The sequence below is a fragment of the Salinimicrobium profundisediminis genome, from assembly GCF_026241755.1.
Classification (GTDB): domain Bacteria; phylum Bacteroidota; class Bacteroidia; order Flavobacteriales; family Flavobacteriaceae; genus Salinimicrobium; species Salinimicrobium profundisediminis.
The window spans coordinates 74,355-90,192 of the sequence record NZ_JAPJDA010000015.1; the positions used below are offsets into that span (position 1 = coordinate 74,355).

The following is a 15,838-nucleotide window of genomic DNA, read 5'->3' on the forward strand; positions in this document are numbered from 1 at the left end:
TTAAAAGAAGTATGAAGACTACGAAATTATATTTAATGCTTTTTCTGGCCCTTGGAATTATAGGCTGTGAAAAAGATTTTCTGGATGTGCCGCCCACAAACCAGTTTGAAGATCCCGGCTACTGGACTTCAGAAGAAAATGTAGAGACTTTTGCTTATGGCTTTTACCCTGCGTATTTTGTAGGGTATGGCTCTGGCTACACCTGGGGAGATTACTTTTCAGGAGAAGTTTTAAACGATGATTTTGCCCCTGCGGCACCCGCACAATTTACCAGAGTTGCACCTGCTTCAGGTGGAGGATGGGATTTTGGATGGGTGCGTAAGGCAAACATATTTATCGACAGGCTTCAATTAGCCGATATGGATGAAGAAGCCAACGCTCACTGGACAGGGATAGGTCGTTTCTTTAGAGCACTTGAATACCATGATCTTGTTAGTCGTTTTGGTGATGTGCCATGGTACGAAGAAGAGATCGCCGAAAATGATGTTGAAAACCTTTACCGTCCTCGTGACTCTCGTGGTTTCGTTATGGATAAAGTTCTGGAAGATTTTAGATATGCTGCAGAAAACGTAAGAGAAGATGTGAAGAATGAAGGCCAAATGGTCAATCGAAACGTTGTTTTAGCTTTTATGTCCAGAATATTCCTTTTTGAAGGAACGTGGCAAAAATACAATAACGGTGATACCGAAAGAGCTGCAGAATATTTAGAAGCTGCAAAATGGGCTGCGAATGAAGTTATTCAAAGCGGGAAATTCTCTCTGGGAGATTATAGATCTGTTTTCAATTCTCTCGATCTTTCCGGTAATCCAGAAGTGATCCTATACAGGGAATATGAAGAGGGAATACTTACTCATGCTCTTAATAGTTATAACAATAAAGAGCCTCAAACCGGGCCTTCCAAGGATGCTCTCGATACTTATTTAGCTGAAGATGGGCTTCCGGTAGAACTCTCTCCGCTTTATGAAGGAGATCATGGGGTAGATGAGTTATTCGCAAACAGGGACGGAAGAATGTCTGAAACTTTTGTTCCTTATGAACTAAGAGTAAATCAAACCAGTTCCAGGTATTCAACATCTGGTGTGGCAGTACATAAATTTCTCAATGAAGAGATTGCCGAAGATCCTGTAGGCAGTTCCAACCTTAACCCAACCGATGCTCCCATCATTCGTTATGGAGAAGTTTTGATCAATTATGCTGAAGCTGCAGCCGAATTAGCCACTCTTGGAGGACCTGCACTTACTCAGGCCGATCTTGATAAGTCGATCAATGTACTACGTGCCAGGCCAGAAGTTGATCTACCTGCTTTACAACTCGCTGGTGATATGCCCGCAGTGAATGGTCAAACCTACGACGATCCCGATAGGGATCCAAGTGTCCCTGCTATTATATGGGAAATTCGTAGAGAGCGAAGAGTAGAGCTCATGATGGAAGGCTTTAGAAATGATGACCTTAGACGTTGGGGTAAATACAACTATGTAGATACTATAGAGAATTACCCTATCAACATGGGTGCATGGATTGATAAAGAGGTGCTTCAGGCCCAGAATCCTGATGCAGATCTTTCTGCAATTCATTTAGCCGATGTTGAAGGTAACAGGTTACCTGCGAGTGCAACCAAAGGCTATATTGTGCCTGCATCTTCACCAGAGGTTCAAAGACCTTTTGATGATCCAAGAGTGTACCTAAGACCTTTACCGTTAGATCAAATTAAGCTTTATGCAGATCAAGGGGTTGAACTGGAACAAAACCCTGGCTGGTAGTTAATTAACCATCCTGGTATTTCAGATAAATTAGCCCCCTTTGGTGAAAACCTGGGGGGCAATTTTTTATATTTTTTTGCGTAGTCTATCTTATCCCTTACACCTCAATCATGACACGAATTAAAACCTCTTTTATTCTTTTTTGCAGCATACTTTTGTTGTTGCAGGCTTGTAAAACCCAAAAATCTACAACACCTACTCCCAAAGAACCTTCGGAAGTAGCACAAGTACCCCAACCTGAAAGGCCCGAAGCACCTGCTGAACCACAAGAAATTCCTACACCACTTCCGGTAAAAGACACCGTTGCAGTTGTTGAAGAGATTATTGAAGAACCTGTCAATCATCCACAGGCCGATAGGGAATTCCGTGCTGCCTGGGTGGCCACTGTGGCCAATATTAACTGGCCCAGCAAACCTGGGTTGAGTGTTACAGAGCAGCAAAGGGAAGCTATTGCCTTGCTTGACATGCTTAAAAAGAACAATTTTAACGCGGTGATCTTTCAGGTTCGCCCGCAGGCAGATGCTCTTTACGAGAGTGAATTAGAACCCTGGTCTTATTACCTTACAGGAAAGCAGGGACAGGCACCTGAACCTTTTTATGATCCGCTTCATTTTTGGATAGAGGCCGCTCATGATCGCGGGCTGGAATTACACGCATGGCTTAACCCTTATCGTGCACATCATTCTTCCAAAGAGATCAGTGAAGAGTCAGTAGTAAAAACTAATCCTGAGCTTGTGGTAAAGCTTAAGAACGGAATGTGGTGGATGGATCCTGCACAAGAAGGAACCAAACAACGTTCAACAGCCGTTGTAATGGATCTTATCAAGAGATATGATCTCGACGGAATCCATTTTGATGATTATTTCTATCCGTATGATTCATATAATAACGGAGAAGATTTTCCCGATGACAAGAGTTGGACAGCCTATCAAAATACAGGTGGAAAATTGACAAGAGGAGACTGGAGAAGATATCACGTAAACGATTTTATAGAAAACCTTTATAAAAAAATAAAAGCTGAAAAACCGGCCGTAAAATTCGGATTGAGCCCCTTCGGCATCTGGAGACCCGGATACCCAAAATCTGTAACAGGCTATGATCAATACGATGAGCTTTATGCCGACGCAAAACTATGGCTTAATAAAGGCTGGGTAGATTACTACACGCCTCAGTTGTACTGGAAGATAAATACCGAAGGCCAAAGTTTTCCTGTTCTCCTGGGATGGTGGGGTAGCCAAAACTTTGAAGAACGTCACCTGTGGCCTGGCATTAATGTAGGTCTTGGAGGAGATGAGAAAAATATTGATGAAACTATCAATCAGATCATGATCACCCGGGGAATGATGCCCAAAAATCCGGGAGTAGTGCACTGGAGCATTGGTCCTCTTGTAAAACATCCGGAGCTTCTAAAAAGCATTTCTGAAGGGCCATATAAAAAGCCGGCACTGGTTCCTGCCAGCCCGTGGTTAGACAATACAGCACCCGAAAGTCCTGTTGTTGTACCAGTTACTGAAGGCCAGTCAATTAAAATTACCTGGGTACCTCCCGTCAATGCTGAAGATGGTTTTAAGTATGTTGTTTATTTTAAGTATGGAGATACCTGGAGCTACAAGATTTTTGACCGCAATACTAATGAAACTAAATTTAGCCAGTATGTTGAAAGGAAGAATGGAGAAAAGGTCTTTTTAGAGGCTGTTGCCGTAACTACTATTGATCGCACAGGCAATGAAAGTGCTTTTCAGGAAATTCTCCTAAACAAGAAATTGTAATTTATAAACATTAATTCAAACCTATGACACCCCTCCTGGTCTTTGGTATCATTTTGGGATACTTCCTGCTGTTGATGGCAATTAGTCATTTCACCTCTCAAAAAGCCGATAATTCTACCTTCTTTACCGCCAATAGGCAATCCCCATGGTTCCTTGTAGCTTTTGGAATGGTAGGAGCATCTTTATCTGGGGTTACTTTTATTTCGGTTCCCGGGGAAGTTGGAAATTCTGGATGGACATACCTGCAATTTGTAATGGGAAATATGGTGGGCTATGCCATCATTGCTCTTGTTTTAATTCCGCTTTTTTATAGGCTTCGGCTGGTTTCCATTTATCAGTATTTACAGGACAGGTTTGGACAAAACTCCTATCTCACAGGCTCTGGCTTCTTTTTGATCTCCCAAACAATTGGCGCTTCATTTAGATTATTCCTGGCAGCACTGGTGCTCCAAATTGCCTTTTTTGACGCCTTTGGTATTCCTTTTTATGTTACGGTCTTTGTCACGATCACCCTTATATGGCTTTACACTTTTAGAGGAGGGATAAAGACTATTGTGTGGACAGATACCCTGCAAACCACCTTTTTACTTCTGGCAGTTCTCATCAGTATTTATATGATCATGGACCAGATGAACCTGGGGCCTGCAAGGGTTATAGATGTGGTGTCAAACAGCGATATGTCAACCATTTTTGACTGGAACTGGAAGTCTGATCGTAATTTCTTTAAAACCTTTCTCGCCGGGATATTTATCACCATCGCCATGAATGGGTTGGATCAAAATGTGATGCAAAAGAATTTGACTATTGAAAAAACCTCCGATGCTCAAAAGAACATCTTTTGGTTCTCTCTTACCTTCTTCTTTTCTACAGTACTGTTCCTCGCACTCGGAGTATTGCTTTACAAATTTGCATTAGATCAGGGGCTTGAGATCCCACAGAGTACAGATGATTTGTACCCAATGTTAGCACTTAATCACTTTGGAGTTCTTGCAGGTATTGTTTTCCTTCTTGGTATTGTGGCTGCAGCTTTTTCCAGTGCCGATTCTGCATTAACGGCGCTAACCACCTCCTTTTGTGTTGATATTTTAGACATTCCCAAACGTAAGCAGGAAAATCAGAAAAAGACAAGGCTATTGGTGCATATTGGCTTTACACTCCTCATGTTCTGTGTAATTGTCGCTTTCAATGAGGTGAACGACAGTAGTGTTGTAAACTCAGTATTTAAAGTAGCAGGATTTACTTATGGTCCGCTCCTCGGGTTATTTACCTTCGGTTTGCTCACCAAAGTAAAAGTGAAGGATAAATTTGTGCCTTTGGTTTGTATTGCTGCCCCGTTACTTTCGGTCCTGCTCGATGTAAATTCTACGGCCTGGTTTAATGGATATAAATTTGGTTTTGAAATCTTGCTGGTCAATGCGGCCATAACCTGTTTTGGACTATTCCTTTTAAAGAAGCGTACTTAAACTCATAACATCCTTAAAATGTGAAAAAATGAGACCAATAAAATCATTGACAATTGTTAGCCTTCTGTTATTCATTTCTTCAGTTTCATTTGCTTCGAAAATAAAGGATGACAGTATATTTATTAGGGTTAACCAGGCGGGTTATCTCACAGCAGATACAAAAGTGGCTATTGCTTTTTCTGAAGCTTCAGTGAAAGGTAACTTCAATCTTTATGATGCCGAAACAGGCAAGAAAATTTTCCGCGGAAAAATAGTTCCTTCAGAAGTAAAAGCCTGGGGAACATTTTCTCATTACTACAGCCTTGATTTTTCTGAAGTAAAAACTCCCGGGAAATATTTTATTAAAGTTAATAATAACCGTTCCAAAAGTTTTGGGATTGGGCGGGAGCATTCTTATAAAGATTACCATGAAGATCTCATTGGGTTTATGAGACAGCAGCGCTGCGGTTACAATCCATTTCTTGAGATGGTTTGTCATCAGCGTGATGGCAGGACCATGTACGGTCCCATGCCCGATTCTACTTTTGTAGATGTTAGCGGCGGCTGGCATGATGCAGGCGATCAGTTAAAATACCTTATTACGTCCAGCAATGCTACCGCCAGGATGCTGAAAGCTTATGAACTGGCCCCCGATAAATTTGGTGATAAAGTAAATGAACTGGGGCAGGAGCAGCCAAACGGAATCCCCGATGTGCTTGATGAAGCCAAATGGGGGCTGGACTGGATCCATAAAATGCATGCCGGCCCCGATATGCTTTTTCACCAGGTCGCCGACGATCGCGATCACCTGGGGATGAAGTGGCCCGATAAAGATTCTTCAGATTATGGCTGGGGCCCCAACAGTTATCGTGTGGCCTACTTTGCAAATGGAAAACCACAAGGTCTAAGAGAACATAAAAGCAAAGCTACAGGAATAGCAAATTTAGCCGGTAGATCGGCTGCTGCCATGGCCATTGCTGCCAGAATTTGGAGAGAAGAACTCAATGATCCTGTGTTCGCCCAAAAATGTGAAAATGCAGCCTTGGAACTATATGCGATGGGAAAAGAGCAGGAAGGGTACCAACAGGGAAATTCTTATGGCTCCCCTTATCGGTACAATGAAGATACCTGGGCAGATGATATGGAATGGGGTGCGGCCGAACTCTTCAAAAACACCGAAGATCAGGAATTTTTAGAAGACGCCAAACGTTATGCACGCTTAGCCAATACGGTTTCTTGGACAGACAAAGAGGATGCTGAACATTATCGTTATTATCCATTTATCAATGTTGGTCATTTTGCCCTTTATGAGCATGTAGATCAAGAAACAAAAAATGAACTGGCAGGATACTACCGTACCGGAATTGAGCATGCGCTGGAAAGAGGTGCCAAAAATGCCTTCCAGATAGGTGTGCCTTTTATCTGGTGCTCCAACAATCTGGCGGTAGCACTTACCACACAAATTATCCTGTACGAGAAAATGACTGGAGACAGTCAGTACCACGATTTTATGCTGGCACAACGCGACTGGCTTTTAGGAAGAAATCCCTGGGGCACCTCCATGTTCATGAATATTCCTGAAACCGGCGAATATCCCGAAGATGTGCATACCAGCGTCTGGTTTCTTACCAAAAAAGAAGTTCCGGGAGGATTGGTAGATGGACCTGTCTATGCTTCGGTTTATAATAGTTTAACCGGGCTCCACCTTGCAGAACCCGACGAATTCAGCCATTTTCAAAATGATTTTGTAGTTTACCATGATGATTTTGGAGATTATTCTACCAATGAACCCACTATGGATGGAACTGCAGGAGCTATTTTTATGATGGCTTATTTTGGGGAGCCACAAAAGGAGTAACGAGATGTATTTAAAGACTCATGCTTATAATCTGGAGCTTAAGAACACCTTTAGGATAAGTCATACCTCGAGGGATTTTCAGCCAACGCTCATCGTGGAGCTAAGCGACGGGAAATACACAGGCTATGGAGAGGCTGCGGCAACCTCCTATTACGGCGTTACTGTCGAAGGCATGGCCAAGAAAATATTGTCTCTCGAAAATGTCATTTTAGAGAACTTACATAAATCGCCTGAAGCACTGTGGGAGATCACAGCACCTTTTCTTAAAGACAATTCCTTTGCGCAATGTGCGCTCGATATCGCAATGCACGACCTGCATGGAAAAAGGAATAATTTGCCGCTTTATAAGATGTGGGGGCTCTCTCTTGAGAATATTCCGCTTTCCAATTATACTATTGGGATCGATACTGCGGAAAAAATGGTGCAGAAGATTCAGGAATTTCCGTGGCCGCTTTATAAGATCAAATTGGGGACCGACCATGATGTGGAGCTTGTAAAAGAGCTTCGGAAGCATACGGATGCCATTTTTAGGGTAGATGCCAATGCCGCCTGGACTGCTGCACAAGCCATTGAAAATTCAGTTTTGCTGAAGGATCTTGGGGTGGAGTTCCTGGAACAACCACTTCCGGCTAAAGATGAGAAAGGCATGGCTGAAGTTTATGAAAAGTCAGTTTTACCTGTTATTGCCGACGAAAGCTGTATTACTGAAGCCGATGTAGATAAGTGCGCCCGTTACTTTCACGGGATCAACATTAAACTCACCAAGTGTGGCGGCTTAACGCCAGCCCGGCGTATGATAGCCCGCGGGAGAGCTTTAGGACTAAAGATCATGGTGGGCTGCATGACAGAATCTACTGTGGGAATTTCGGCAATTGGCCATTTACTACCTTTACTGGATTATGTGGATATGGATGGCGGAATGCTTATCAAAAATGACATTGCCCACGGTGTAAAAGTTTATGATGGCAAAACCCATTTTCCCGACAGGAATGGCACCGGGGTAGAACTCTACGAGAATCTAAAACTGAGCTTATGAAGCTGCGTCAATTTGGAAATACAGATCTTTATGTTAGTGAAGTAGGTTTTGGAGCCTGGGCAATAGGGGGTGGCGCCATGGTTGGAGATACAGCCATAGGTTGGGGAGAAGCAGATGACCAGACCTCCAAAAATGCCATTTTTAAGGCTCTTGACAGAGGAATTAATTTCTTTGATACGGCCGACATCTATGGGTTGGGCCATTCCGAAGAATTGATTGGTAAAACTCTGGGTAACCGGGAAGAAGTAATTATTGCTTCAAAAGCCGGAAATGTTGCCCGCAGTGGCCAGTTTGGAACAGATTATTCTAAAGATCACATTATAAAAGCTTGTGAAGCCAGTTTAAAAAGGCTTAGGCGGGAGACTATAGATTATTATCAATTGCATAGTGCCGGGCTTTCTAATTTACAGGATGGTGAATGTACTGAAGCCATGCAAATGTTGCAAAAACAAGGAAAGATCAGGTATTGGGGATTGTCCCTTAATACTTATGAACCAAACCCTGAGGCAGAATATTTGATGGAGAATAAGCTGGGCAGCGGTTTTCAATTGGTTTTAAATATGATCAACCAAAAAGCCCTGCCGCTAACAAAAAAGGCTTCTGAAGCAGGCTATGGGATCATTGCACGCATGCCTTTGCAGTTTGGCCTGCTTACCGGAAAGTTTGATACAGGCGCAGAATTCCCCAAAAATGATCACAGGAATAAAAGGCTTACTCTGGAAGTGATCGACGCTTATAAAAAAGGGATGAAAGATATTTTGCCCCTATGTGAAAAGTACGGCCTCACCAAGACTGAACTTGCCATGAGCTTTATACTAAGCCATTCAGAAATCTCTACAGTAATTCCCGGAATAAGAACAGCAGAGCAGGCAGAAAAGAACACCAGGGGCATTACACAACTTCAGGAAGAGGATTTGCAAATGATCAAAAATGCTGATTTAGATTCATTGATGGAGAAGATCATTCAGCAGGGATAACCGTGTATCGCGAAAGAAGCATTTAATAGTTATAATGGAAATGAATAAAATTTAAACTTATGAAATCAATTAGAAATTTCACCTTTTTGGCACTTCTGCTTTCGGTCTCTCTTTACTCCTGCAAAGACAGGGAATCTTCAACTTCCGAAGAAAATGAAGCAGATCAATATATAGCCGAGGTTAAAGATGAATATGCACCTGATTCCCGCGTAGCGCTTTTCGACATAGAAGCCAGGCAGGAGGGAGATGTATATGTACTAAAAGGAGAATCCAACATGCCTGAAGCAGTTTCTACCTTAAAGCAAAAATTGGACGCTCAAAAAATAGCTTATAATGACAGTATAGCCCTGTTGCCTTCAGCCGATTTAGAAGGAAAGACAGAAGGGGTGGTGAAGATCTCTGTAGCCAATCTCCGCTCAAAGCCTACACATTCTGCGGAATTAGTTACGCAGGCTACTATGGGAATGCCGGTAAAAGTCTACAAAAAAGATGGTGGCTGGTATTATATTCAAACCCCTGAAGGCTACCTTGCCTGGGTAGATTACGGCGGAATCACTCCCATGACCCCACAAGAATTGAGCGAATGGAAAGCTACCGAAAAGCTCATCTATCTGCACACTGCAGGATCTTCGTATGAAAAGCCTAATGAAGACTCACAGGTGATTTCAGATCTCGTTGCAGGAAATGTTCTGGAGCTTGTAGGGGAAAATAGAGGATTTTACGAGGTGAAATACCCAAATGAAAAAACAGCTTTTGTAAAAAAGGAGGAAGCCCAGGCTTATGAGCAATGGCTTACCACTTTAGAACCTACGGGTGAAAACCTAATCGCAACAGCAAGAGATATGATGGGTGTGCCTTATCTGTGGGGGGGAACTTCTCCAAAAGGAGTAGATTGCAGCGGCTACACCAAAACCATTTTCTTTCTTAACGGTATGGTCTTACCCCGTGATGCATCCCAGCAAATTGTAGCAGGGCAGGAGATCGATTCGGTGAAGAACTTTGAGAATCTTAAGGCAGGAGACCTCCTTTACTTCGGAAGAAAAGCTACAGATACAACTTCAGAAAGGATCATCCACGTAGGAATGTGGATTGGAGATAACAAATTCATCCATTCAATGGGCGAAGTACATATCAGTAATTTTGATACCACCGCAACCGATTTTGATGAATACAACTACAACCGATATCTGCGCACCAAGAGAGTTCTTGGTACCAATGATGAAAAGATCATCTATCTCGCGCAGAGCGACCTTTTTACTGAAGATAATACAGACTTCAAAAAATAACTCTCAAAAAGCGGCTTTTCAGGCCGCTTTTTTTGTCAATTTCAGCCTATAATATTACTTCTAAATACTTCGGAATGAAAAACACCGGCCAGTTATTTGTATTACTATCTTTTCTTTGCGTAAACTCACTTTTTGCCCAGGAAAATACCCGGAAAATGCTGAAGCAAAAGGCAGAACAGCAGCTCGAGGAGATTTTTCACGATTCTCCTGCAATAACAGGCCTGGTAGCCATAGATCTTACTTCTGGAGAGAAGATCAGCTGGAATCCTGATGTTCAGTTTCCGCAGGCCAGTGCTATAAAAATTCCGGTTCTTATGGAAGTTTTTAAGCAGGCCAATGAAGGCAAATTTTCCCTTTCCGATCCTTTGCCTGTAAAGTCAGAAAATCTTGTAGGCGGTACCGGGATCCTGAAACATCTTGAAGATCCTGCACCTTTAAGCATTAAAAACCTCGCAATTTTAATGATCGCCCTAAGTGATAACTCTGCCACCAATGCGCTGATTGATCTGGTAGGCATTTCAGAGGTCAATAGCACGCTGAAAAGCCTTGGGGTAAACAACACCCTTCTACAGCGAAAAATGATGAATTCTGCGGCTTCTGCAAGGGGCGAGGAAAACCTGGCAACACCGGGAGAGGCTGCAAAGATCCTTCAGTTGTTATACAATAGAAAATTTATTAATTCTGAAGTCTCTCAGGAGATCATCGAAATCCTGAAAACGACCGGCAGGGAAGACAGCCGACTTGCTGCCGGAATCCCCGAAAGCACTTCAATAGCCTTCAAACCCGGATTTATTGACGGAGTTTCCACAGAATGGGCGATTGTTCTATTGGAACAGCGGCCTTATGCCGTTGCCATGATGGAAAGTTATAAGTTTCCCGGGGAAGCCGAAGAGGTTATGGAAGAGGTGTCAAAAATTCTGTTCAACTATTATTGGAGGATTGGGAGTGCCAGTGAATATGGTACCTATGTAAGACAATGATCAGCAAACAATGATCAATTAGCAGGGAACAAATAACAGGCTCAGAAATTATTGGACTAAAGCCCCTGTGGTGGTAACTTTCTATACCCATGACTGAAGCCATGGGTTATTCAAATGATTTTTGAATCCTGGGTCTCTCTATTTCTGTGGCAACAACTCCAGTACTACCAGGTAGGCACAATGATCTGACGCGATTTCATCACAAACCACTTTCTTCTCAAGCACTTTCCATCTGTTTTCAGGAGAAAACATGATATAATCTATCTTTCTTTCAGGTGCGTGGGAAGGGAAAGTAAATTCTGGAGCTGCTTTGTCATAAGTTGACGTCCACCTTTCTTCAAAAATGTTGATGGTCTCACTCCCGGGAATGTCATTTAGATCACCGGCTAAAAGGGTTGGGAATTTGTCATTTTTGAGAAGTGAGTTGATCCTTTTTGCCTGTGCTAACCGGTCAGGGCTGTTTTCCACATGATCTAAATGAGTTCCAATAATTCTGATTGTGTCTCTGCTTCCCAACACCATGTTTGCAGCAACAGCGATTCTCGGTTCTTTGCCAGGAGCACCTGGTAGCGCTATTTTTCCGGTTTCGAGGAATGTTCCGCGGTAAAACAGAGACTGTCCGTATTCTCCGCCGTCAAAATCCATTGCTTTGGCAAAAATGGAAGACATTCCTGTTTTTAGTGCCAGTTCAGTATTAATATCCCGCTTCTCGACTCTGTTGGTCCTGAAATCTACTTCCTGCAGGGCAATGATGTCTGGCTGTAGTTCATTGATCACTTTAGCAACCACATCAAGGTTATTGTCCCTGTTGGTAGTGGCACCATGAAGAATATTATAGGTAAGAACGCTTACCACCATTTTCTCCTCCCTGGCTTCCTGGCTATTCCCTGCAGTACAAAATAAAAGCAAAAGGAAGAAAATTGAGAGATTACGCATAATTACAAAAACAACCTATTCAATATCAAATCTATAAAACCCACCACCTTTATCCCAGCTGCAAAAGATAAGGGTTTTGCCATCGGGAGAAACTCCTATTCCGCGGGGTTCTGCGCCATCTACTTCTGGAAGTTCGATCGTCCACATACGTTGTTCTTTTTCATCTCTAAAATGAAAGGTGGAAGGCGCAATACCACTTGCCCGCACCGCTGCAAAGAGTCGGCCATCTTCCATGATCTCAATGGCACTGGAACCCGAAGCTGTACTAACAATATCTTTTTCTTTTTTGTAACTAATTCCGTCTTCAGAACTGAATTTCTGTATGATGGGGCTGCCCGGATCGGGGAAATAAAGGGTTTTTCCATCATGGCCCATATCAAAAGTACGGGAGAGGATCCTGCTTTCCAATTCGAGCGTTCTTACCAGCTCAAAGGTCGTAGGATCATTTATACTTTGCTTCAGCACATAATTAGGGTCATCTCCAAACAAAGACATTGCATAGATTTCTCCCGAAGCTGAAGCCCTGGGTGCGGTAATCGCCCTTTTCCCTTCGGGAACCTCCCATACTGCAAGTCCTTCTCCGGTTTTGGCATTGATCTTTATAAGGTGCCGGTTCCTTCCCACCAGGATATTTCCGTCGTTATCTACTCCAATGCCATTAACAGGTCGCAGGTTGTACGTTTCCTGGTTGATTTTCACCTCTGTTAAAGGGGAAAAAGGAACATCATCCCCATTGCTGTCTTTGATGATCAATCCGCTGTTGTAATCGGCCAGCCATATCTTTCCCATATGATCCCATTCGGCACCATACCCGGCACCTGAAGGATGGATCTTTCCGGAAAATTTCAGTTTTGTGGCGGGTACTTCAATAAGGTCATCAAGGGGCTGTGTGCTTTTCATTAGCCGCAAAGCTGCGACAGGTCCCGGGCTTATATTTTTACCATCTGTAGCGGTGACCCTGTGGTAAAATCTCACCGGTTCCCCTTCCGAAGCATTTCCGAGGAAATTAAACCAATCCTGCTCGGTCAATTTTATGCTGTTGCTGCGACCGGAATACTGCTGAAAAATGACATTTTTGAAGCCTCTGTCTGTAGCGACTTCATATTTGTAGGAAACAAAATCCCCGTCGGGATCAATTACTTTCTCCCACTGTAGTTCGTAAAGTGCTTCCAGGTTACGCAGCCCGTAAATATTCTTTTCCTGATGGGAAGTAATTTGAGGCGCCGGTGGCAATTGGTTATTTTGTGGGTATAATTGTGCACGAAATGTTCCTGAGGTGCTCTCTACCTGTACGTATAGTGCGCCGACCGATAAATATTCCTGAAGATCACGGCTGGCAGGCATCTCTCCCGATATTCTGGCCCCACTTCGGCGGGATTTCAGCTTAAGGGAAAGCAGTTTTTTACCTTTTTCGGTATGGCGGCCCAAAAATAGATCGGCAGCTACAGCTTTTCCAGAGAGATCCTGGAGGGAACCTTCAAAAATGACATTTTTAGAACTAATTTTTGCAAGAACTTTACCAGTGGCTTTTTCTGCTGTTGAAACCGGACTAAATATACCTTCAGCAGAAGAATTTACAGCCACATCCTGCCGCAAAATATGACCGTTCACCCCAAAAACTGAAGCTGGCAACTTCTTTTCATCAAAGATCTTCATCTTACCGGCATCGGGGGTTTTGATCTCGTAGGTGGTGTAAGCAATGGAATCATTTTCTTTAAAAATGTCCATTATAGTAACCGTGTTGACGGGTGCATCTTCGAGAGTGAGCCAGCCTCGCGCGCCCGATCCTGCCGCTCCGGTATTAAAAAATTTCAGGTCTCCTCTTTTTCCGGGGTAGTAGGCGTGCTGGTGCCCGCTAATGTAGGTGTGAACCTTATGTTTTTCAAGGAGGTTTTGCAGTTTTTCGGGCTGCTGGAGTACATTTCCTTTAGAGTCTCTTTCCTGTGCCACGCTGTAGAGCGGCATGTGGCCCAAAACAAACCTGTAACCGGCATTTTTTGCTTCCGGAGTTTCAAATTGCTGCTCCATCCAGGCCAGGTTTTCCGAAGTAATTTCTGAAGATGAGGCATCCCATGAAACAAAAAAGACCCCATCCTTTACGAATGAATAGTAATGAGGAAAGTGGGTCTTATCAATAAAATTTAGGCTGGGCAAATTGTCGTTCCAGTACCTGGCTGTCATCGCTCTTTCCAGCTTATAGGAGCGTGGGCCGTCGTGATTTCCCAGGGTAAAGGCGAAGGGGATTTTGGCATTTTTGAGAGGTTGGGCAATATGGTCATCAAAACCTGCCCACATTTTTTTAAGGAGAAGGCTGTCATTAATCCCCATACCAGCCACCATGTCGCCACCACAAACCACAAGATCTGGCTGCCATAAGCGTGGAATCCTGTTGATGATGCTGTCTACCTGCCACTCATAATTCGCAGCCCCCAGCCCTGAATTCAAATCACTTATTACCGCAATTCTCACATCACCGCGCGCTGGCAACACTGGCGAATTGGTTGTTGCCACTAATCTTATTGCATCGGCAACAAGACTGCCTTCCTTTCCTGCACCAATGATCTCAAGCGAATCTTTAGCGCCCAGCTGGTAAGTTCCTAAAACGTTCCATTTTCCCTGGGTTTTAAGGCTGCTTTGATCTACATAAACCGTATCGCGGTTGTGGGCATGATGTATCACGTAAGCCGCTTTTGAAGTGTTTTCTTCTTCATTGACTGTCCACCAGGCTGCCAACTGGTAATTTTTCTGCGGAAGGCTGTCAAACTTATAAATAGCCTTGTTGTAATTTAGACCTGCTGAAGTTGTTCGGGAAGGGGTATTTCCGTAGTAATTCACGGCGTTACTGTTCTTCCAAAGCCCAAATTCGCGATAATTGTCACCGGAAGTATCATAGTAAAAGATTTCTTTTTCTTTAGCCCGAAGTTTTTGGGAAAGCACAAGCGCACTTGCATTTTTGCGCAAACTGTTACGGTTGCCGCCCGTAATATCGGCCGGAATATTCACCACTTCGTTCTTTGCTACCATAGCCGATGAGCCGCCGCCATCAAGATTAAGGGCTTCTTTGGCTCCTGTCATTTTCATAAGAATGGCAAGTTCGGGTAAAGTGACACCGGCACTGGCTTTTTGCCTGCCGTCTACAACCATCATAATTAAATGCTCCTGCCCGTCATAGCCAATGGCAGTTCTTGGATGCCGTATTGTGTGGCTGCCTCCAAAACCTTCTTCTTTTGTAGTTACATTTATTTTACCATCTTTTAATAATACAGGGCCGCCACCAACTGCCTGGGTGGCCGAAAAGGCTTTTCCTCTCTTTCCCTCTGGGAGTAAAATATTAAACGGGATTTTATCTTCTGAAGCTAAGGTCCAGGTGATTTGTGGCTTGGCGTTTAGCATTCCAAAAGCTCCCCTGGGCGTCTCTCCCGAGGGGCCGGGAGCTATAATTTCACCATCAGATATGAGCGCACTTACCGATGAGGTTGCGGCAAAATATCCGCCGTTAATGGAGAGTATTCCGTTGTTGTTGTCGTGAGTTTGTTTTGTGGTCTCACGATGGGTGTTGCTGCCAATAGCCCTTAATTTCAGGTTTTCATCCTTAAGATCAATCTTGGCATATACTGCTTTCACCGGGGCACCATCGGCTAAACTTCCGAAGCCATCAAAGATTTGAACTGAAGCCGGAAGCAAGATATTGAGGTCTTCCCTGGGTTGCCAGTCCAGCTTGATTTGCTGCGCAAAAAGGGAATTGATCCCAATCCAGAAGAAGAGGAGTAGAGAAATTGATCTTGTGTACATGT

Annotated in this window: 10 protein-coding genes; 8 read left to right on the plus strand and 2 right to left on the minus strand. The window is 43.5% G+C overall.

What is annotated here, in order from left to right; all coding sequences use genetic code 11:
* Window positions 1-11 precede the first annotated feature (11 nt).
* From OQ279_RS10330 to OQ279_RS10365, 8 genes are all read left to right on the plus strand, one after another.
* Window positions 12-1,760: a RagB/SusD family nutrient uptake outer membrane protein gene (locus OQ279_RS10330; protein WP_266069812.1), complete on the plus strand. Its 1,749-nt coding sequence runs from the start codon at window positions 12-14 to the stop codon at window positions 1,758-1,760.
* 110 nt (window positions 1,761-1,870) lie between these two features.
* Entirely contained in the window at window positions 1,871-3,529 is a 1,659-nt protein-coding gene (locus OQ279_RS10335; RefSeq protein WP_266069814.1) for a glycoside hydrolase family 10-like protein, read from the plus strand.
* 23 nt (window positions 3,530-3,552) lie between these two features.
* Window positions 3,553-4,992, plus strand: coding sequence for a sodium:solute symporter (locus OQ279_RS10340; RefSeq protein ID WP_266069815.1), 1,440 nt, complete (start codon window positions 3,553-3,555; stop codon window positions 4,990-4,992).
* A 28-nt stretch (window positions 4,993-5,020) separates the two neighbouring features.
* Window positions 5,021-6,829: a glycoside hydrolase family 9 protein gene (locus tag OQ279_RS10345; protein ID WP_266069816.1), complete on the plus strand. Its 1,809-nt coding sequence runs from the start codon at window positions 5,021-5,023 to the stop codon at window positions 6,827-6,829.
* A 4-nt stretch (window positions 6,830-6,833) separates the two neighbouring features.
* A complete protein-coding gene (locus OQ279_RS10350) occupies window positions 6,834-7,865 on the plus strand; it encodes a dipeptide epimerase (protein WP_266069817.1) in 1,032 nt (343 codons plus the stop codon).
* Entirely contained in the window at window positions 7,862-8,842 is a 981-nt protein-coding gene (locus OQ279_RS10355) for an aldo/keto reductase (protein ID WP_266069818.1), read from the plus strand. Before OQ279_RS10350 ends, OQ279_RS10355 begins: the two co-directional genes overlap by 4 nt.
* 59 nt (window positions 8,843-8,901) lie before the next feature.
* A complete protein-coding gene (locus OQ279_RS10360; protein ID WP_266069819.1) occupies window positions 8,902-10,128 on the plus strand; it encodes a C40 family peptidase in 1,227 nt (408 codons plus the stop codon).
* Window positions 10,129-10,202: 74 nt separating this feature from the next.
* On the plus strand, window positions 10,203-11,108 hold the full coding sequence (locus OQ279_RS10365; RefSeq protein WP_266069820.1) for a serine hydrolase: 906 nt from the start codon (window positions 10,203-10,205) through the stop codon (window positions 11,106-11,108).
* Window positions 11,109-11,246: 138 nt separating this feature from the next.
* On the opposite strand, the gene OQ279_RS10370 is transcribed toward OQ279_RS10365, so the two are convergent.
* Entirely contained in the window at window positions 11,247-12,044 is a 798-nt protein-coding gene (locus tag OQ279_RS10370) for an endonuclease/exonuclease/phosphatase family protein (RefSeq protein WP_266069821.1), read from the minus strand.
* 15 nt (window positions 12,045-12,059) lie between these two features.
* Window positions 12,060-15,836 carry a phosphodiester glycosidase family protein gene (locus tag OQ279_RS10375; protein ID WP_266069822.1) on the minus strand — a complete coding sequence of 1,259 codons (3,777 nt, stop codon included), beginning with the start codon at window positions 15,834-15,836 and terminating at the stop codon, window positions 12,060-12,062.
* Window positions 15,837-15,838: the final 2 nt, after the last annotated feature.

What these genes read in the sequence shown, in the direction of transcription:
- OQ279_RS10375 (WP_266069822.1), bottom strand. Translation starts at nt 15,836, where the DNA reads ATGTACACAAGATCAATTTCTCTACTCCTCTTCTTCTGGATTGGGATC.
- OQ279_RS10330 (WP_266069812.1), top strand. Translation starts at nt 12, where the DNA reads ATGAAGACTACGAAATTATATTTAATGCTTTTTCTGGCCCTTGGAATT.
- OQ279_RS10365 (WP_266069820.1), top strand. Translation starts at nt 10,203, where the DNA reads ATGAAAAACACCGGCCAGTTATTTGTATTACTATCTTTTCTTTGCGTA.
- OQ279_RS10345 (WP_266069816.1), top strand. Translation starts at nt 5,021, where the DNA reads ATGAGACCAATAAAATCATTGACAATTGTTAGCCTTCTGTTATTCATT.
- OQ279_RS10340 (WP_266069815.1), top strand. Translation starts at nt 3,553, where the DNA reads ATGACACCCCTCCTGGTCTTTGGTATCATTTTGGGATACTTCCTGCTG.
- OQ279_RS10355 (WP_266069818.1), top strand. Translation starts at nt 7,862, where the DNA reads ATGAAGCTGCGTCAATTTGGAAATACAGATCTTTATGTTAGTGAAGTA.
- OQ279_RS10350 (WP_266069817.1), top strand. Translation starts at nt 6,834, where the DNA reads ATGTATTTAAAGACTCATGCTTATAATCTGGAGCTTAAGAACACCTTT.
- OQ279_RS10370 (WP_266069821.1), bottom strand. Translation starts at nt 12,044, where the DNA reads ATGCGTAATCTCTCAATTTTCTTCCTTTTGCTTTTATTTTGTACTGCA.
- OQ279_RS10360 (WP_266069819.1), top strand. Translation starts at nt 8,902, where the DNA reads ATGAAATCAATTAGAAATTTCACCTTTTTGGCACTTCTGCTTTCGGTC.
- OQ279_RS10335 (WP_266069814.1), top strand. Translation starts at nt 1,871, where the DNA reads ATGACACGAATTAAAACCTCTTTTATTCTTTTTTGCAGCATACTTTTG.